The organism is Cryobacterium sp. TMT1-2-2 (genome assembly GCF_004403505.1).
GTDB lineage: Bacteria > Actinomycetota > Actinomycetes > Actinomycetales > Microbacteriaceae > Cryobacterium > Cryobacterium flavum.
This window is the reverse complement of the sequence record NZ_SOGS01000006.1, coordinates 158,312-176,202: the sequence shown is the minus strand read 5'-3', so window position 1 is coordinate 176,202 and position 17,891 is coordinate 158,312. Positions and strand designations below refer to the sequence as shown.

The 17,891-nt window shown below is 66.0% G+C and carries 14 protein-coding genes and 1 pseudogene; 5 read left to right on the top strand and 10 right to left on the bottom strand.

The window, feature by feature from the left end:
- Window positions 1-20: 20 nt before the first annotated feature.
- The 3 genes from narH to E3T35_RS04815 form a co-directional block, all read right to left on the bottom strand.
- Window positions 21-1,688 carry a nitrate reductase subunit beta gene (gene narH, locus E3T35_RS04825; RefSeq protein WP_134345463.1) on the bottom strand — a complete coding sequence of 556 codons (1,668 nt, stop codon included), beginning with the start codon at window positions 1,686-1,688 and terminating at the stop codon, window positions 21-23.
- A complete protein-coding gene (locus tag E3T35_RS04820; protein ID WP_134345464.1) occupies window positions 1,688-5,461 on the bottom strand; it encodes a nitrate reductase subunit alpha in 3,774 nt (1,257 codons plus the stop codon). The genes narH and E3T35_RS04820 overlap by 1 nt, the downstream gene beginning before the upstream one ends.
- Window positions 5,462-5,566: 105 nt before the next feature.
- Window positions 5,567-6,274, bottom strand: coding sequence for a metalloregulator ArsR/SmtB family transcription factor (locus tag E3T35_RS04815; protein ID WP_166789832.1), 708 nt, complete (start codon window positions 6,272-6,274; stop codon window positions 5,567-5,569).
- A 152-nt stretch (window positions 6,275-6,426) separates the two neighbouring features.
- Between E3T35_RS04815 and pdhA the strand changes: the two genes are divergently transcribed.
- From pdhA to E3T35_RS04800, 3 genes are read left to right on the top strand one after another with little or no spacing between them, the layout of a single operon-like run.
- Window positions 6,427-7,503 (top strand): pyruvate dehydrogenase (acetyl-transferring) E1 component subunit alpha, encoded by a 1,077-nt coding sequence (gene pdhA, locus E3T35_RS04810; protein ID WP_092340351.1) that lies wholly within the window; start codon window positions 6,427-6,429, stop codon window positions 7,501-7,503.
- Window positions 7,500-8,522, top strand: a complete 1,023-nt coding sequence (locus E3T35_RS04805; protein ID WP_241987765.1) for an alpha-ketoacid dehydrogenase subunit beta — start codon at window positions 7,500-7,502, stop codon at window positions 8,520-8,522. Before pdhA ends, E3T35_RS04805 begins: the two co-directional genes overlap by 4 nt.
- A 9-nt stretch (window positions 8,523-8,531) precedes the next feature.
- On the top strand, window positions 8,532-9,827 hold the full coding sequence (locus tag E3T35_RS04800) for a dihydrolipoamide acetyltransferase family protein (protein WP_166789831.1): 1,296 nt from the start codon (window positions 8,532-8,534) through the stop codon (window positions 9,825-9,827).
- Here the strand turns inward: E3T35_RS04800 and E3T35_RS04795 are convergent.
- From E3T35_RS04795 to E3T35_RS04785, 3 genes are read right to left on the bottom strand one after another with little or no spacing between them, the layout of a single operon-like run.
- A complete protein-coding gene (locus E3T35_RS04795) occupies window positions 9,824-10,060 on the bottom strand; it encodes a ferrous iron transport protein A (RefSeq protein WP_134345151.1) in 237 nt (78 codons plus the stop codon). The two genes, E3T35_RS04800 and E3T35_RS04795, sit on opposite strands and share 4 nt — an antisense overlap.
- Entirely contained in the window at window positions 10,057-10,755 is a 699-nt protein-coding gene (locus E3T35_RS04790) for a TrkA family potassium uptake protein (RefSeq protein ID WP_233197457.1), read from the bottom strand. Before E3T35_RS04790 ends, E3T35_RS04795 begins: the two co-directional genes overlap by 4 nt.
- Window positions 10,748-12,133, bottom strand: coding sequence for a TrkH family potassium uptake protein (locus E3T35_RS04785; RefSeq protein WP_241988734.1), 1,386 nt, complete (start codon window positions 12,131-12,133; stop codon window positions 10,748-10,750). Before E3T35_RS04785 ends, E3T35_RS04790 begins: the two co-directional genes overlap by 8 nt.
- A gap of 186 nt (window positions 12,134-12,319) precedes the next feature.
- Here E3T35_RS04785 and E3T35_RS04780 point away from each other — a divergent pair, with 186 nt between their 5' ends.
- Window positions 12,320-12,847, top strand: a complete 528-nt coding sequence (locus tag E3T35_RS04780; RefSeq protein ID WP_134377992.1) for a hypothetical protein — start codon at window positions 12,320-12,322, stop codon at window positions 12,845-12,847.
- A 34-nt stretch (window positions 12,848-12,881) separates the two neighbouring features.
- Here E3T35_RS04780 and E3T35_RS04775 read toward each other — a convergent pair.
- From E3T35_RS04775 to E3T35_RS04760, 4 genes and pseudogenes are all read right to left on the bottom strand, one after another.
- Window positions 12,882-13,163: pseudogene (locus E3T35_RS04775) on the bottom strand (FAD-dependent oxidoreductase); the annotation flags it as partial.
- Window positions 13,164-13,300: 137 nt separating this feature from the next.
- Window positions 13,301-14,005 carry a phosphatase PAP2 family protein gene (locus E3T35_RS04770; RefSeq protein WP_134345148.1) on the bottom strand — a complete coding sequence of 235 codons (705 nt, stop codon included), beginning with the start codon at window positions 14,003-14,005 and terminating at the stop codon, window positions 13,301-13,303.
- Window positions 14,006-14,178: 173 nt separating this feature from the next.
- A complete protein-coding gene (locus E3T35_RS04765) occupies window positions 14,179-15,456 on the bottom strand; it encodes a multidrug effflux MFS transporter (protein ID WP_241987729.1) in 1,278 nt (425 codons plus the stop codon).
- A complete protein-coding gene (locus E3T35_RS04760) occupies window positions 15,453-16,709 on the bottom strand; it encodes an ROK family transcriptional regulator (protein ID WP_134378074.1) in 1,257 nt (418 codons plus the stop codon). Before E3T35_RS04760 ends, E3T35_RS04765 begins: the two co-directional genes overlap by 4 nt.
- A gap of 145 nt (window positions 16,710-16,854) precedes the next feature.
- On the opposite strand from E3T35_RS04760, the gene E3T35_RS04755 reads away from it, so the two are divergent.
- Window positions 16,855-17,859: an aldo/keto reductase family protein gene (locus E3T35_RS04755; RefSeq protein WP_092340357.1), complete on the top strand. Its 1,005-nt coding sequence runs from the start codon at window positions 16,855-16,857 to the stop codon at window positions 17,857-17,859.
- Window positions 17,860-17,891 lie beyond the last annotated feature (32 nt).

The window sequence follows — 17,891 nt, the reverse complement described above, 5'->3', positions numbered from 1 at the left end:
GGGGAGACGGGTGGCGGTGCTCATGCCGCACTCCCGGCATCCGCTACCGGCGGGAACATGCCCTTGGGCACCCCACCGCCGTTCCAGTTGAGCAGGTTGACCCGGCCCGGAGTGGTCGGCGCGGTCGGGCTGGCGCGGCCGGTCATCTCGTTGTAGTTGTCGACCGTGGCGCCAAGCGGCATGCCGACGGTGTTGCCGTAGGGGCCCGAGTGCCCGGCAGCTCCCGGCCCGCCCATGCCGGGGCCGCCGTCGGTGTCGAGCGAGCAGCCGAGTTCTTCGAGCTCCCGCGCGGTCTCCACGTGCGCCTTCGGAATGACGTAGCGGTCTTCGTACTTGGCGATCGCGAGCAGGCGATACATGGCCTGGATGCTCTCCCCGGTCATTCCGACCGCGTTCGGGATGCGCTCGTCGGGCTCGTTGCCGAGGTTGAGGTCGCGCATATACGCCCGCATCGCGGCGAGCTTGCGCAGTGACAGTTCGACCGGAACGACGTCGCCGGCCGAGAACAGTCCGGCGAGGTATTCCACCGGAATGCGCAGTTTGTCGATCGCGGCGAACAGGGTGCGGGCGTCTTCGCCGTCGCTGCCGGAGTTGCTGACCACGTCGACGACCGGCGAGAGCGGCGGGATGTACCAGACCATCGGCATGGTGCGGTATTCCGGGTGCAGCGGCAGCGCGATCTCGTACTCGGAGATGAGCTTGAAGATGGGGCTGTTCTGAGCCGCTTCGATCCAGTCGTCGGCCATGCCCTCCGCCTTGGCTGCGGCGATGACCTCGGGGTCGAACGGGTCGAGAAAGCAGGCACGCTGCGCATCGAGCAGGTCCTGATCGTTTTCGATCGAGGCTGCTGCGAGTACAGCATCGGCGTCGTAGAGCATGAGGCCCAGATAACGCAGACGTCCGACACAGGTTTCGGAGCAGATGGTGGGCTTGCCCTGCTCGATCAACGGGTAGCAGAGCGTGCACTTCTCGGCCTTGCCCGTTTTGTGATTGAAGTACACCTTTTTATAGGGGCAGGCGCTGACGCACATGCGCCAGCCGCGGCATCCGTCTTCGTCCACGAGCACGATGCCATCTTCTTCACGCTTGTACATGGCACCGGAGGGGCAGGCCGCAACGCAGGCGGGGTTCAGGCAGTGCTCGCAGATGCGCGGCAGGTAGAACATGAAGGTCTCTTCGAACTCCATCTTCACGTGCTCGCTCATCGTGGCGAGAATGGGGTCTTGGGCGGCCGTTTCCTGCGAGCCGCCGAGGTTGTCGTCCCAGTTGCCCGACCACTTGATGTCCATGTTCTGGCCGGTCAGGAGCGACTTCGGGCGTGCGACCGGGCTTTGCGTGCCGGCCGGGGCTGTGGTGAGCATGTCGTAGTCGTAGGTCCACGGCTCGTAGTAGTCGTCGATCTGCGGCAGGTTGGGGTTGTTGAAGATCTGCGAGAGCTTCTTCAGCCGCCCGCCGGCCTTCAGCTGCAGCCGGCCGCGCCTACCCAGCACCCAGCCGCCCTTCCACTTCTCCTGGTTTTCGTATTCGCGCGGGTAGCCGATGCCGGGCCGCGTCTCCACGTTGTTGAACCAGGCGTACTCGACGCCAGTGCGGTTGGTCCACACCTGCTTGCAGGTGACGGAGCAGGTGTGACACCCGATGCACTTGTCGAGGTTCATGATCATCGACATCTGGGCCATGACACGCATTAGTAGTCCACTTTCTGGCTGCGACGACGAATCACGGTGACCTCGTCGCGTTGGTTCCCGGTGGGTCCGAGGTAGTTGAAGGCGAACGACAGCTGGGCGTAGCCGCCGATCAGATGAGACGGTTTCAAGAGGATGCGCGTGAGCGAGTTGTTGGTTCCGCCGCGCATACCGCTGGTTTCGGCGACCGGCACGTTGATGGTGCGATCCTTCGCGTGGTACATGTACACCGTCCCCTCCGGCATGCGGTGCGACACGATAGCCCGCGCCACGACGACACCGTTGCGGTTGTACGACTCGATCCATTCGTTGTCGCGCACGCCGATCTTGTCGGCGTCCTGCGGGCTCATCCAGATGGTCGGGCCGCCGCGGGAGAGCGAGAGCATGAGCAGGTTGTCCTGGTATTCGGAGTGGATGGACCACTTCGAGTGCGGCGTCAGGTAGCGCACGGCAACCTCGGCATGACCGGCAGAGCCTGTCGCCCCGGCGCTGGAGACGCTGGTCGCGCCGACGATCGAGTCGTCGAACAGGCGGTGCATGTCGAGCGGCGGCCGGAAGATGGGCAGCTGCTCGCCGAGCTCGATCATCCAGTCGTGGTCGAGGTAGAAGTGCTGGCGGCCGGTGAGGGTGTGCCAGGGCTTCAGGTGCTCGACGTTGATGGTAAAGGCGCTGTAGCGGCGACCACCGTGCTCTGAGCCCGACCATTCCGGAGAGGTGAGCACCGGAACCGGCGCGCCCTGAACATCCGGGTAGCTGAAGCGGCGGCCCTCGTTGTCGCTGGCCAGTTGGGCCAGCTTGACGCCGGTGCGTTCCTCGAGCTGCCGAAAACCCTGCGTGCCGAGGCGACCGTTGGTGGTGCCAGAGAGAGCAAGCACCATTTCGCAGGCGTGAATCGCCGTCGACAGGCGCGGGCGGCCGGCGGCGGGTCCGCTCGGCACCAGACCGTTCTTCTTGCCGAGGTAGGTGACCTCCACGTCGGGGTTGAATTTCACGCCCTTGGTGACCATTCCGAGCTTTTCGGTGAGTGGCCCGAGCGCGCCGAGCTGTGCGGCGAACGCCGGGTAGTCGCGTTCCACGACGACGAGCTTGGGCATGGTGACCCCGGGAATGAGCGGCTGGTCGCTGCGCACGGTGCCGTGCGGGGTGGCCATGCCGTCGGGGGTGTCGTGTTGCAGCGGCGCCGCGACGAGGTCCTTGCGCTTACCGAGGTGCTTCACCGACATCTCTGAGATCTTCGCGGCAAGCACGTGAAAGATGTCGAAGTCGGTCTTGGCCTGCCACGGAGGCGCGATCGCCGGGTTGAACGAGTGAATAAACGGATGCATGTCCGTCGTCGAGAGATCGTTCTTCTCGTACCAGGTGGCCGGCGGCAACACCACGTCGCTGTAAATAGTCGTCGAAGTCATGCGGAAGTCGCTCGTGACCATCAGGTCGAGCTTGCCCTCCGGCGCGCTTTCGTGCCATTTCATGGTCTTCGGGCGGCGAGCCGGCATGGATTCGACGGCGCGCACCGCGGAGGGCGCGCCGAGCAGGTGCTTGAGAAAATACTCGTTGCCCTTGCCCGAGGAGCCGAGCACGTTGGCCCGCCACACCACGAGCACCCGCGGAAAGTTTTCGGGCGCGTCGGGGTCTTCACAGGAGAACTCGAGCGAGCCGTCCTTCAGCGAGTCGACGACGTATTCGGCGGGCTCTACGCCCGCGGCCGCGGCGTCGTCGACGAGGTCGAGCGAGTTGCGGTTGAAGGTGGGGTAGCTCGGCATCCAGCCGCGCTTGGCCGATTCGACCATGGTGTCCGCGGTGGTGCGTCCCTTGAATATCCCGGCGCCGAGCGGGCTCGCGAGGGTGTCGGCGCTCAGGCCGTCGTAGCGCCACTGGTCGGTGGCGAGGTAGAAGAAGCCGGTGCCGATCATCTGGCGTGGCGGGCGCACCCAGTCCAGACCGAAGGCGTACTGGCCGTAGCCGGTGAGCGGGCGCACCTTTTCCTGGCCGACGTAGTGGGCCCAGCCGCCGCCGTTCACGCCCTGGCAGCCGGTCATGGTGGTGAGCGCGAGAAAGGCGCGGTAGATGGTGTCGGAGTGGAACCAGTGGTTGGTACCGGCGCCCATCAGAATCATCGAACGCCCCTCGGAGTCCTCGGCGTTCTGCGCGAATTCACGGCCGATGCGCGCGGCGGCCTGCCACGGCACGGAGGTGATCTCCTCCTGCCAGGCCGGGGTGCCTGGCGTGGAGGCGTCGTCGTAGCCCGTTGGCCATTCGCCTGGCAAGCCGTCGCGGCCGACGCCATACTGCGCGAGAAGCAGGTCGAACACGGTCGTCACGAGCACACCGGCGACCTCGCGCACGGGCACGCCACGGCGCACGATGCCGGCGGCACCGGCGTGGCGCTCACCGACGCTGTCAGCACCCGGCGTGATGTCGAAGCGGGGCAGGTCGATCGCGACGGATGCACCGTCGTAGTCCGGGGCATCCGCTATGGAGAGCAGCGGGTCGCGACCCTCGAGGTCGAGGTTCCACTTGCCTTTGTCGGCCTCGCTGAACCGGTGGCCGATCGAACCGTTCGGCACGAAAGCCTCACCGTTCTCGTCGAGCATGACGGTTTTGAAAGCGGCGCTCGAAACGGATGCGTCGGTTCCGGGCAGCGCGTCGGCCGTCAGAAATTTGCCGGGAACCCAGGCATCCTGGCGCGGGGTGAGGGCGATCAGGTAGGACGAGTCGCTGAACTTTTTCATGTACTCGCCGAAACGCGGGGTGCGGCGATCGACCAGGAACTCTTTCAGAATGACGTGGCCCATGGCCAGGGCGAGGGCGCCGTCGGTGCCGGGGTGCACGGCCAGCCACTCGTCGGCGAACTTGGAGTTATCGGCGTAGTCCGGCGAAACCGTGATGACCTTCTGGCCACGGTAGCGGGCCTCGACCATAAAGTGTGCGTCGGGGGTGCGGGTGACGGGAACGTTGCTACCCCACATGATGAGGTAGCTGGAGTTCCACCAGTCGGCCGATTCCGGCACGTCGGTCTGGTCGCCGAACACCTGCGGACTGGCCACCGGCAGATCGGCGTACCAGTCGTAGAACGAGAGCATGGTGCCGCCGAGCAGCGAGATGAACCGGTTGCCGACGCCCTGCGACACGATCGACATGGCCGGAATCGGGCTGAACCCGACGACCCGGTCTGGCCCGTACTGCTTGATGGTGTGCACGTGGGCGGCGGCGACGATCTCGGCCGCTTCGTCCCAACTGGCGCGCACGAGGCCGCCCTGGCCGCGGGCGCTCTTGTACTGGCGGGCGGTGTCTGGGTTACCGGTGATCTCGGCCCAGGCCAGCACCGGGTCGCCGAGGCGAGCCTTGGCCTCGCGGTAGAGGTTCAGCAGTACGCCGCGCACGTAGGGGTAGCGCACCCGGGTGGGTGAGTAGGTGTACCAGCTGAACGCGGCGCCGCGGGGGCAGCCGCGCGGTTCGTACTCGGGTGAATCGGGGCCAACGCTCGGGTAGTCGGTCTGCTGGGTTTCCCAGGTGATGATGCCGTCCTTGACGTACACCTTCCAGGAACAGCTGCCGGTGCAGTTCACACCGTGGGTCGAGCGCACCTCTTTGTCATGGGTCCAGCGGTCACGGTAGAACGCGTCGGCGGCGCGACCGCCGGTCTTGAACACGCTGCGCAGGTCTTCGCTGGTTTCTGAGCTGCGCAGAAAACGGCCGAGCTTCAGCAGCGAGTCGGCGACCGGGCCGTCGGTGCCGGGCTTGCTGGTGGTGCTGGTTGTTCCTGTGCGCGTTTTCACGGCTGCCCCTTGCCTGCCGGGGAATGCCGCAGTGGCACTCACCCTCAGAACGAGCTAAGCCGCTGCCTTCGAGGCCGACAACCGCAAACCACCGGTAATAATGTTTTACCCCGGTTCGCGAGAGCGCAAAAAGTGCCCGTTTGAGGTGTCCAATCGGGCACTTTTTGCGCTCTCGCGTTCAGCGGGGAGGGGAGCAACGTCGATCACGCAGAGGTGTGGGGCGTCGATGAGGTTCAGGCCGATCGCGCGCAGCGGGCCGTCGGCCTGTTCGAGCACGCCCTGGATCAGGCGATAGTGCACTCCGCAGACCTCCGGGTGGTCCTTGACCATCTCGGAGTACGGGCAGTCGCGCAGGTTGAGCTGTTCGCCGCTTGCGGCGACGCTCGCGTCGAAGCCGGCCTGGTCGAGATGGTCGTCGAGGGCATCGAGTTGCCGCTGGGCGGCCGGACCGGAGCAACCGGCCAACGCGCTCTGGCCTACGGGCAGAAGGGGCAGCATCCGTCGCAGCTGGTCGGCGCGCTCCTGCGCGGCCTCGATCTTGCGAGCGCGAATAGACCCGAGCTCGGTGCTGACCCCGCCGGCAGCGCTGTAGAGCACCTTCGGGCGACCCTTGCTGTCACGAGCTTCGGGCGCACAGGTGACGAACCCGTCGTTGATCAGCCGGTCGAGGTGTTCGCGGGCGGTGTTGGGGTGCAGGCCAGCGGCTTCGGCGAGGTCGTTCACGGTCATCGTTCCGCGGCTATGCAGCTGGTAGAGCAGGTTCATGCGGCTCAGACTGGCGAGCGTTTTGTAACTCGGGGGTTGGGCGGCCATGACTCCATTATGTGCCCCCATTTTGGGCAGCCGCAGAATTCGCGAATTCACCCCAACTCTCCCGTAGATCCTTCCGCTGACCGCTTAGAAAGGAAACTATTCAGCACAAAGTAATAGTCTTAACAAACGAAACACGCAGGAAGTGGGACCACATGGCGGCAAAAGCCCGCACGCGACCGAAGGCAGTAGTCGAGTCAACGGGTGGTGAACCCGCTGACACCCTGCGTGACTATTACGAACGGATGTCGCTGGTGCGGGCCTTCGAGCTGCGCTCCAGCGAGATGTACGCCCGGGCCAAGATCGGCGGTTACTGCCACCTGAACCTCGGCGAAGAAGCCACCGTGGTCGGCCTGATGGCTGCCATCGAGGCCCGTGACTACCTGTTCACCGGATACCGCGACCACGGCTATGCGCTGCTCCGCGGCCTTGCCCCCGAACGCGTCATGGCCGAGCTGTTCGGCAAGGTCACCGGCGTCTCCGGCGGACGCGGCGGCTCGATGCACCTGTTCGACGAAGAAACGCGCCTGTTCGGCGGCTACGGCATTGTCGGCGGGCAGCTTCCACCGGCCACCGGCGCGGCTCTCGCCTTGAAAACCCAGGAAACGGCAGGGCCCGACGCTGCGGCGGTAATGTGCCTGCTCGGCGATGGCACCACCAACATCGGCGCGTTCCACGAATCGCTCAACCTGGCCGGCCTGTGGAAGCTGCCGATCGTCTACGTGATCGTCAACAACGGCCTCGGCATGGGAACGACGGTGGAGAAGGCATCCGCTGAACCCGAGCTGTACAAGCGCGGCGCGTCGTACCGTATGCCCGGCATTCGGGTCGACGGCGACGACGTGCTCGCGGTGCGCGACGCCGCCCGAGACGCCCTCAAGCAGGCCCGCGAGCAGCGCCAGCCGGTGCTGCTCGAGGTCATGTGCTACCGGCTGCGCGGCCATTCCGTGGTCGATCCGGCCCGCTACCGCTCGCCCGAAGACACGACGATCGCCCAGCAGTCCGACCCGGTACCGAGCTTTCGCGCCGAACTGATCGCTTCCGGCGTGCTCACTGAAGCGGATGCCGCCGCTATCGACGAGGCCGCCGACCTGCGCGTCTCCGAGGCGGTCGTTTTCGCCGACGAGAGCCCTGAACCCGACGTGGCCGACCTGTTCAAATATGTTTACGCAACCCCGGTGGCGAATGCGCCATCCGCTTTGCCCGGAGAACCCGTTATGGACGCACTGTGAATACCAACGTAGAGTCAACAACCCGCACGATCACCTACCGCCAGGCCCTCAACGAGACGCTGCGAGCCGAGCTCGAACGCGATGAGAAGGTCTTTCTGGTCGGCGAAGAGATCGGGGTGTTCGAGGGGTCCTACAAGATCACCGCCGGGCTGCTCGAAGACTTCGGACCCGAGCGGGTGCTCGACGCCCCGATCGCCGAAGAGGGATTCGTGGGAGCAGCCCTCGGCGCCGCGATGCTCGGCATGCGGCCGGTGGTCGAGATTATGACCATCAACTTCAGCCTCATCGCGATCGATCAGATCGTGAACCATGCCGCCAAGATGCGCTCGATGTTCGCCGGTCAGGTCTCCATTCCGCTGGTGATTCGCATGCCCGGCGGCGGCGGCCAGCAGCTGGCCGCGACCCACTCGCAAAACCTCGAGGTCTGGTACGCGCACATTCCCGGGCTCAAGGTGGTCGCCCCGTCGACCCCGGCCGACGCGAAGGCGCTGCTGACCGCGGCGATTCGCGACGACGACCCGGTGATCTTTCTGGAGAACCTCTCGCTGTACAGCGCCAAGGGCGAAGTGCCTGACGGCGAACAGGTCGCCGAAATCGGCAAGGCCGCGGTCGTTAAGACCGGCACGGACCTCACCATCGTGAGCTACTCGCGTGGCACTACGACCGCCCTCGAAGTGGCGCATCAACTCGAAGCCGAGGGCCTCTCGATCGAGGTCGTCGACCTGCGCAGTCTGCGTCCGCTGGACCGCGACACCATCTGCGCCTCCGTTCGCAAAACCGGCCACGCCGTGGTCTTCGAAGACGACTGGCTCAGCTACGGCATCGGCGCCGAGATCTCGGCGACCATCAGCGAGGGCGTGTTCGATTTTCTCGACGCCCCCGTGCGTCGCGTCGCCGCCGCCGAGGTGCCGTTGCCCTACGCCAAAGCCCTCGAGAAGGCCGCGCTGCCCAGCGCAGCCGACCTTGCCAAGGTCGTGCGAGAGGTCCTCAACATTTCATCTACCCCCAACGACAAGTAGGAGCCGGCCATGCCCGACGTCATCATGCCCCGCCTCTCCGACACCATGGAGGAGGGCGAACTCAGCCGCTGGATGAAGCAGGTCGGCGACGAGATCCACAAGGGCGACGTACTCGCCGAGATCGAGACCGACAAGGCCACCATGGACCTCGAAGCCTTCGATAACGGCATTCTCGAGCAGCTGCTCGTCGTCGCCGGCGCGCTCGTGCCCATCGGGGCACCCGTCGCCCGTATCGGTGACGGCAGCAACATCGTCGAGGGCGCAACGACGCCCGCCGCGCCGGTAGCGGATGCCGCGGCTGCGGCAACGCCCGCCGCCGCCGTTACCGCTGCGGCAACGCCCGCCGTCGTGGCACCCGCGTCGGCAACGCCCGCCCCGGCAGCGCCCGCTGCCCCGGTGTCAACCGGCGAGCTGCGCACGTCGCCGCTGGCCCGCAAGATCGGCCGCGAGCACGGCATCGACCTGCACACTATCGCCGGCACCGGGCCGCAGGGCCGCATCACTCGCACCGACGTCGACACGGCCATCGTCGCGCAGGAGGCCGCAGCATCCGCTTCGACGGCACCGGTCGCTCCCGTCGAAGCGCCAGCCGCAGCACCAGCCCCAGCCGCCGTGTCGGCGGACTCGGTCTCCGTGCCGGTCAGCCGCATTCGCGCCGTCACGGCCCGCCGGCTCACCGAGAGCCAGGCCGTGCCGCACTTCTTCCTCACCAGCGTCGTCGATGTGGCACGCCTGGTCGCGTTCCGCGCCGAGGTGAACGAATCACTCGCCGCGCTCGGCACCAAGGTCAGCCTGAACGACCTGTTCGTGCGGGCCAGCGCGGTCGCGCTCCGCGCACACCCCGAGGTGAACGCATCCTGGGGCGACGGCGTCATCCTGCGCCACAACCACGTCAACGTCGGCGTGGCGGTCGCGACCGATGACGGCCTGCTGGTGCCGGTCGTCGCCGACGCCGACCAGAAGTCGCTCGCCGCCATCGCCGTCGAAACCCGCGCCCTGGCCGGCCTCGCCCGCACCGGCGGCCTGTCGCTGGCTCAAATGTCGGGCGGCACCTTTACGATCAGCAACCTCGGCATGTTCGGGATCGATTCGTTCACCGCCGTACTCAACCCGCCGGAGGCCGGAATTCTGGCTATCGGTGCGGCCAGTGACGTTCCCGCCGTTCGTGACGGCGTGCTTGTGTCGGTGCCCACGGTGAAGATCACCCTCACCGTAGACCACCGGGTACTCGACGGAGCCGTCGCCGCCGCGTTCCTGCGCGACCTGACCCAGCTGCTCGAGAAACCGCTGCGCATCGTTCTCTAACCCGGGCCGCCCCGCCTCCCGCGCGGCTCGGGCGCCGGCGGCACCTCTTTGGCCGCCACGACGTCGACCATGGCGAGCGTGACCAGCCCGCGCTTGGTTTCCACCGAAACGGATGCCGCGCCTCGGCCGCGCAGAAAGCCCAGCGCGTCGGTATAACCACCCGGGATGCGGGTGCGCACGACGACCCTGGTGCCGAGCGGGGCATCCGCTAGAAAGGCGAAGGGGGAGGTCATCGCATGAGGCTGTACTCTTCGACCCGCGCCGATTCGCCGGCGATGAGAATGATGTCGCCGTCTTCGATCACGGTGTCGAGCGAGGTGTAGCTCCAGCCCGCGCCGGGCCGGTGAAACGCCGTGACGGTGATGCCGTAGCGGGCCCGTACCTTGGCCTGGCCGAGGGGCACGCCGATCAGCGCGCGCGGCGGCGCTGTCTTGACCAGCGCGAAGTTCTCGCCGATCTCGATGTAGTCCTGCATAGCGCCGCGCACCAGGTGGGCGACCCGCTGCCCCATGTCTTTCTCCGGGTAGATGACGTGGTTGACGCCGAGCTGGGTGAGGATCTCCCCGTGCGGGTCACTGACCGCCTTGGCCCAGATGTTGGGAATGCCCAGCTTGAGCAGCAGTGAGGCGGTGAGAATATTCGCCTGGATGTCGCCGCCGATCGCCACGACCACGCTGGAGAAGTCCGGCACTGAGAGCTCCCGCAGGGTCGCCTCCTTGGTCGAATCGGCGCGCACCACGTGGGTGAGCAGGCGGTTGTGCAACTGCACGACCTCTTCGTCGCCGTCGATGCCGAGCACCTCGGTGCCGCTCTTCATGAGCTCGAGGGCCAGGGCGCTGCCGAACCGGCCCAGCCCGATGACGACGACCGACTCAGCCTCGGCGAGGCGGGAAGGGTCGCGATGCCCGAACATCGAATATTTAGCCAATGATCGGCCTTTCTTTGGGGTACTCATAGGTAGAACGCCGCTCGCGCAAAGCAATGGCCGAGGCGAAGGTGATGGGTCCGAGCCGACCGATGAACATGAGCAGAATCAAAATGATCTGCCCCTCCCACGGCAACCCCGCAGTAATGCCGGTGGACAGTCCCACGGTTGCGAAGGCGCTGATGGTCTCGAACAGCAGCGCATCGAGGGAGATATCGGTCATGAGCATGAGTGCCGCGGTGGCGGCGATGATGACGCCGACGGCGAGCAGGGCGATCGTGATGGCCTCCCGGTGCACCGCCCGCGAGAGCCGCTTGCCGAACACGTTCACGGCTACCTGGCCGCGCACCTCGGTCCACAGAATGAAGAACAGCACGGCGAAGGTCGTGATCTTGATCCCGCCAGCGGTTCCGGCCGGGCCCCCACCGACCAACATTAGAATGTCCATGCCGAGCAGGCTCGCGGAGTCCAGCTGGCCAATGTCGACGCTGTTGAATCCCGCAGTACGAGTCTGCACCGACTGAAAGAAGCCGGCCAGTAACTTGCCCGACCAGTCCAGCGGACCGAGCGTATTCGGATTCGACCATTCAACCGCGGTTATGTATACCGTTCCGAGAACGAGCAGTGCAATCGTGCCGGCGAGGACGATGCGGGTGTTCATGGTCCAGGTGCGAATGGACCAGCTGAACGGACGCGTGCGCAGCTGCCGCGTCAACTGCACGATCACCGGAAAGCCAAGGCCACCGAGAATAACGGCGGCGCAGATCGGCAGGCAGATCCAGGCATCCGTTGCGTAGCCCATGAGATTGTCGCTGAACAGGGCGAAGCCGGCGTTATTGAAGCTCGACACCGAGTGGAACACGCCCAGCCAGATGGCCCGACCCACGGGCTCGCCATAGCCAAGCATGAACCGCAGCGCGAGCACTACGGCCACGGTGAGTTCAATCGCGAGTGAGATGCGTACGACGCCGAAGACGAGCCCCTTCACGTCTTCGAGCCCGACGCTTTTGGTTTCGGCAGCCGCCGTGATGCGCGATCGGAGGGAGAGCTTGCGGGCGATCGCCAGACCCACCACCGAGGCGAACGACATGATCCCGAACCCGCCGATCTGAATCAGCAGCAGAATGACGATCTGACCGAACGGCGTCCAGTACACCGCGGTATCAACGACGGTCAGCCCGGTGACGCAGACCGCGCTCGTCGCGGTGAACAGCGCCTCGAGAAACGAGGCCCCGCCCGGTCCGACCTTGGCGTTGGGCAGCATCAGCAGCGCCGTACCACCGAGAATGGTCAGGGCGAAGCCCGAAACGACGACTTGCGCCGGATGCAGCCGGTGCCGCTTCGTTGTATTGCCGCGTTCGCGGACGGCCCGTGAGTGCACGCAGCCAACTCTACGCCGAGCGTGCCACATCGGGTCGTTGTCGATTCGTCGTCATAGAATTTACTCGTTTCAGACCGCTTCGTCTACCCCCTCGGGGTAGGAGAGGAATACCGCTCGAAGTGCGGGATACTGAACCTGAGGGGTGAGACGAAACACATGGTGCGCGAGGGGAACGAGCCGGACGGAATGCAGATTTTGCGACCCCGGCGAAAGCTGGTGGCGCGGTCGATCATCGCTGCGCTGTCATTCATCGTGCCCCTGCTGATCGTGCTGTATTGGCTCGCCATTCCCCGCGACACTTGGATGTTTGTCGCCGCCATTCAGCTCGGCCTGACCGTTCTCGGAGCGGTCGCCGTGTTCGGAGCCCGCAACATGTGCGTCACCGTGACGGGTGCGCGCTTGGAGAGCCGAGACCTGTTGGGCCGACTGACCACGATTGGCACGGCTGATATTGCCACCGTCGTGCTCGTCGATCTGTACCAGAACGGGACGGTCGACACGCTCCCGCACCTGTACCTGCTAGACGCCGCCGGCGACGTGCTGCTCCGCCTCCGGGGTCAGTTCTGGCCCCGATCGGGCTTCGAGAACATGATCGACACGCTCGGGGTGACCGTCGTGCGCCCGCCCGACCCGCTCACCGCGGCCGAGCTTGGGCGACTCCGCCCGCAGCTGGTGCATCGCTGTACGCGGCACGCTGCTCGCCTGGGCCTCTAGAGCCTCCGCCGGTAAGTGCGGCTGGCCCCCGGTTTTAGTGCCCCCGGCCAGACACGACGTCGGCTACCCGCGCGAGCGGCGACGTCGTGCGTCGCCCGGCGAGCTCGGCTCGATCCGCCAGCGAATAGGCCCGGTAGAGTGCGGTGACGGCGAGCCAGCGCAACGGTTCCGGCTCCCACGCGCGCACCCGGTGGTTCACCCACGGCAGGTGCACGAGGTTGCTGTCGCGGCCGAGAATCAGATCGGTCAGTGTGCGCCCGGCCAGGTTCGTGGTGGCGACTCCGGTACCCACATAGCCGCCGGCCCGGGTCGACCCGGCCCGGGGGCGCGCGCGGCACTGGCCGACCGAGCTGGTTCCACCAGAATGAGACATCGCCGTTGCGCGCGGCTGCGTGCAGCACGTCGGTCATGATCCCGCCCGACGCTGGCGCCGAGCGGGGAGCGGCACATCCGTCATGCTGGGGTCCCCTTCTGGCGTGCGCGCTCAAGTCTTCGCCGGGCGGCAAGTTCTCGTTCACCGTCGAGCTTGGCCGCAACCGGAGCCCACAGTACGACAGCGACCCCGGCGCCGAGCAGCAGGCCACCGATGGTGTCGGTGAGCCAGTGCGCGCCGAGGTAGGTGCGGCTGAGCAGCATCACGATCGTGTACGCGGCTCCGGCGAGCGCCACCCACAGGCGGGGAAAAATGATGGCGAGGCAGACGGCCATGGTCGCCGCATTCGCGACGTGCCCGGACGGAAACGAGCCGAAATCCGAGGTGACCAGCATATCTTCGGGTCGAGCTCGTCCGAACAATTGTTTCAGGAGTTGCACCCCGCCCGCACTCAGCACGGTCGCCACGAGGTAGTACCCGGCGGCCCAGGGCCGTTTGATGAGCACAATCGCGAGGGTGATGGCCAGCGGAACGATGAGCACGCCGAACAGTCCGCCGCCGAGCGCGTTCATAAACAGCGACGGAATTTCCCAGATCGGCGAGCGGTGCTCGATGATCTCGTCCATCCACTCGGTGTCGACCTCGAGGGCGACGCCGTTCGCGCGCACGACCACGACGAGGCCGAGCAGGGCCGCCAGGGCCACGGCGGAGAGCCCGCTAATGACGGGCCAACGGCGGGAGATGCGGCGGGCCGCTCGGTCTGCGGCGCGCTCCGGGTTAGTCATCCCGCCATCGTAGGGCTGCCCGCTGTATTCGGCCACGCACCGGGCCGAGCCCGCGGCCATCCGCTCAGTATTCTGTGTCTGCTCGGGCCGCGCACATTGCGGACGGGGCCCAGGCCCCGTCCCTGGGCCCAGTTTATAGACGGGGCCCGGGGCTACAAGGTGGGCCCGGGCGCCTAGCGGTCGAGGGCTGGCACGGTGCGCGGGCGCACGATCAGCCAGAGCGAGAGGAGCGAAACCACCGCGGTGACGCCCATAACGGATGCCATCGGTATCGCCGTTCCCACTCCGAGCACTCCCACAATCGGCGAGATCAGACCAGCCACCCCGAAGTTGGCCGCACCGAGCAGTGATGCCGCGGTGCCGGCCTCATGTCCGTGCGCGTTCAAAGCGATGACCTGCACGCTCGGCAGCGTGAAGCCGCAGGCCGCAATGAAGAACCAGAGCGGAACCAGGGTTCCCCACAGTCCCATGCCGGCCAGGTCGAGCAGCACAATGGCAGCGGCGGTGAGCAGCAGCACGACCGTGGAGACCGAGAGAATCCACTGGGGTCCAATATTGAACCGGTGCATCAGGCGCGAGCTCAGCTGCACGCCGGTGACCACACCGAGGGAGTTGACGGCGAACAGTAGACCGTATTCCTGCGGGCTGAACTGGTACACATCCTGAAACAGAAACGGCGACGCTGACAGGTAGGAGAACAGCCCGGTGAACGTCATCGCCCCGATGATGGCGACGCCCACGAAGGTGCGGTCGCTCAGCACGGCCTTGTAGCGTTGGGCCAGGGTGTTGTGGCCCTTGGCGTGGCGCTCGTTTTCGGGCAGGGTCTCCACGATCCAGAAGGCGACGGCCAGAATCACGATGACACCGTAGGCGGCGAGCACCCAGAAGATGCCGCGCCAGTTCATCACGAGCAGCAGCTGCGACCCGATCACCGGCGCCAGCACGGGCGCGAGCCCGCTGACCAGGGCGAGGCGGGAGAGCATGCGCACGAGCGGCTTGCCGCCGAACAGGTCGCGCACCATGGCCATCGCGACGACCGCGCCGGCCGCGGCGCCGAAGCCCTGCAGCACCCTAAATACAGCGAGCATGACGATCTCGTTCGACAGCGCAGCGCCGACACAGGCCAGAATATGCACACCGGTCGCGAGCATCAGCGGCAGCCGGCGCCCGACCTTGTCGCTCCACGGCCCCACCACCAGCTGCCCGAATCCGAAACCGATCATGGTGCCGGTCAGCGTCAGCTGAATGACCGACGGCAGCACCCCGAATTCGCTCTCCAACGTCGGAAAGGCGGGCAGGTAGAGGTCGATCGTGAACGGGCCGAGAGCCGTGAGCGCGCCGAGAATGAGAATGTAGACGATGCGCTGACGCCTGGTCAGTTTGTCCCCGGGGTGCGCGGCTTTGGAAGCGAGTTGCGCGGCGCTAACCACGGGAATGCTGGCAGTAATCACGAAAGCGGATGTCCTTGGCTGGTTGAGAAAGTTGGTGCGGCCGTGTCGGCCGCTTTAGAGCCAAGCGGGGGTAGACCCGTAGTATTCCCTCGATCCTGCTGCGGGTCCACCAGCAGTGCCTCGAAAGCGAGTTCGGCCGCCCCGATCATGAGCAGGTTGGAGCCGAGCACAGCTGGCGCGATGCTGACCTCTGCGAATGCGGCGGGAAGAGTCAAGGCGGCGACGGCAACGTTCAAACGTTCCGGGTCAACCGCGTGGAGTGCGGCGAGAAAACCGCCGAGCACGATGAGCTGCGGGTTGAGCATGTTGACGGCGCTGGCCAGGGCGATGGCCAGGAAATCGAGCTGTCGATTCACCAGGTTGCGCACGATGAGCGAGTCGGAGGCGAGCAGCGCGCGTTCGAGGGTGTCGGCATCCGTTTCGCCGGCCTGCAGGCCGAGCGCGGCGAGCAAGGCGTGGCGGGTGACCTCGGCTTCGAGGGTGCCCGCGATGCCAGCCGAATCGGTGTCGATGCCGTCGCTCACCCGAGTGTGGCCGAACTCCCCCGCATACCCGGCCTGGCCACCAGCGGCGACGCCCCCGATCACGAGGCCGCCTCCGATGCCGCTCGACCCGCCGTTGAGATAGACGAGGTCGGTCAGGCCTTGACCGGAACCGAAATAGCGTTCGGCCGTGACACCAAGGCTCGCGTCGTTGGCCGCAACGACCGGAAGGCCCGTCGCAGCGGCAAGCAGGTCGCACAACGGCTCGTCGACCCAACCGAGATGCGGGGCGTGACGCACCAGACCGTCACTCGCACGCACGAGACCGGGCACCGCCACTCCTATTCCGATTATGGAATATTCGCCGAGGTCGCGCTTCAGCTCCGCCACAATGCCCGCGGTGATCGTGACGGCCTCAGCGATTGACGGCGACGACGGCGTGGCATAGCGGATGAGCCGGTGGACGACGCCGCTGAGGGCGACGGCTCCCACTGTGATCGCGTCGATTTCAGGATTCACCGCAATGGCCACGATTCGGTCGCTTGCCGCCACGATCGGGCTCGGTCGCCCGGCGAGCTTCGTGGGGTCGGGAGTGCGTTCCTCGACCAGGCCGCGCTCGACCAGCTCCGCGACCAGCGCGCCGATCGTCGACCGGTTCAAGCCGGTAAGTCGGGTGAGCTGGGCGCGCGACGCTGCGCCGCCGCGATGCACGAGGCGCAGGATGATCGACAGGTTGTGCCTGCGCACATCGTCATGGTTATTGCCCTGCATGGCGTCCACTGCTCTCGGCTTCCGGCTCGCTTTTTTCGGTCAAAAGTCAGGTTACTGCGCCGGATGAGCTCGACGGGTGATACGTTGCCAATGTCAACAAATCATCAAGGGTGCTGACAGACTTGCGGCGCCAGACAGGGACGTCATGGAGTTTCGATACCTCGGCAACAGCGGATTGAAAGTTTCAGAAATAACCTACGGCAACTGGCTCACCCACGGGTCTCAGATCGAGAACGACACCGCGACGGCCTGCGTGCGCGCGGCCCTCGACGCCGGAATCAGCTCGTTCGACACCGCAGACGTCTACGCCAACACCGTCGCCGAACAGGTATTGGGCGACGCCCTACGCGGCGAACGCCGACAGTCCCTCGAAATCTTCACCAAGGTCTTCGGCCCGACCGGCCCCAAGGGACACAACGACACCGGCCTCTCCCGCAAGCACATCCTCGAGTCGATCGACGGCTCGCTCAGCCGACTGCAAACGGATTACGTCGACCTCTATCAGGCCCACCGGTACGACGTGGAGACCCCGCTCGAGGAGACGATGCAGGCCTTCGCCGACGTCGTGCGCCAGGGCAAGGCCCTCTATATCGGGGTAAGCGAGTGGAACGCGACGCAGCTACGCGCCGGCCACGCCCTCGCCACCGACCTCGGCATTCAGCTCATCTCCAACCAGCCGCAGTACTCGATGCTGTGGCGCGTGATTGAATCCGAAGTGGTTCCGGCCGCCGAGGAGCTCGGCGTCTCTCAGATCGTCTGGTCCCCCGTGGCTCAGGGCGTGCTCACCGGCAAGTACCTGCCTGGTCAGGCACCACTGAACGGCAGCCGGGCAACGGATGCTCAGGGCGGCGCCAACATGATCAAGCGTTGGATGAGCGAGCCGGTGCTCACCGGTGTGCAGAAATTGCGCCCGATCGCTGACGAGCTCGGCCTCACCATGGCGCAGCTCGCGCTCGCCTGGGTGCTGGCCCATAAGAACGTCGCATCCGCAATCATGGGGGCGTCCCGGCCCGAGCAGGTCGCCGACAACGCGAAGGCCGCCGGTGTGCACCTCGACGCGGACGTGCTCACGAGAATCGACACCGCCGTGCGCGACCTGGCCGAGTTCGACCCGCGCAAGACCACCTCGCCGGAGCAGCGCGAAGCGTAAGCCAGCGGCATCCGCTTTTAGAATCAAGGAGT

Coding starts and splice junctions, on each gene's coding strand:
- E3T35_RS04755 (WP_092340357.1), top strand. CDS start 16,855: ATGGAGTTTCGATACCTCGGCAACAGCGGATTGAAAGTTTCAGAAATA.
- E3T35_RS04760 (WP_134378074.1), bottom strand. CDS start 16,709: ATGCAGGGCAATAACCATGACGATGTGCGCAGGCACAACCTGTCGATC.
- narH (WP_134345463.1), bottom strand. CDS start 1,688: ATGCGTGTCATGGCCCAGATGTCGATGATCATGAACCTCGACAAGTGC.
- E3T35_RS04800 (WP_166789831.1), top strand. CDS start 8,532: ATGCCCGACGTCATCATGCCCCGCCTCTCCGACACCATGGAGGAGGGC.
- E3T35_RS04795 (WP_134345151.1), bottom strand. CDS start 10,060: ATGACCTCCCCCTTCGCCTTTCTAGCGGATGCCCCGCTCGGCACCAGG.
- E3T35_RS04815 (WP_166789832.1), bottom strand. CDS start 6,274: ATGGCCGCCCAACCCCCGAGTTACAAAACGCTCGCCAGTCTGAGCCGC.
- E3T35_RS04780 (WP_134377992.1), top strand. CDS start 12,320: ATGCAGATTTTGCGACCCCGGCGAAAGCTGGTGGCGCGGTCGATCATC.
- E3T35_RS04770 (WP_134345148.1), bottom strand. CDS start 14,005: ATGACTAACCCGGAGCGCGCCGCAGACCGAGCGGCCCGCCGCATCTCC.
- pdhA (WP_092340351.1), top strand. CDS start 6,427: ATGGCGGCAAAAGCCCGCACGCGACCGAAGGCAGTAGTCGAGTCAACG.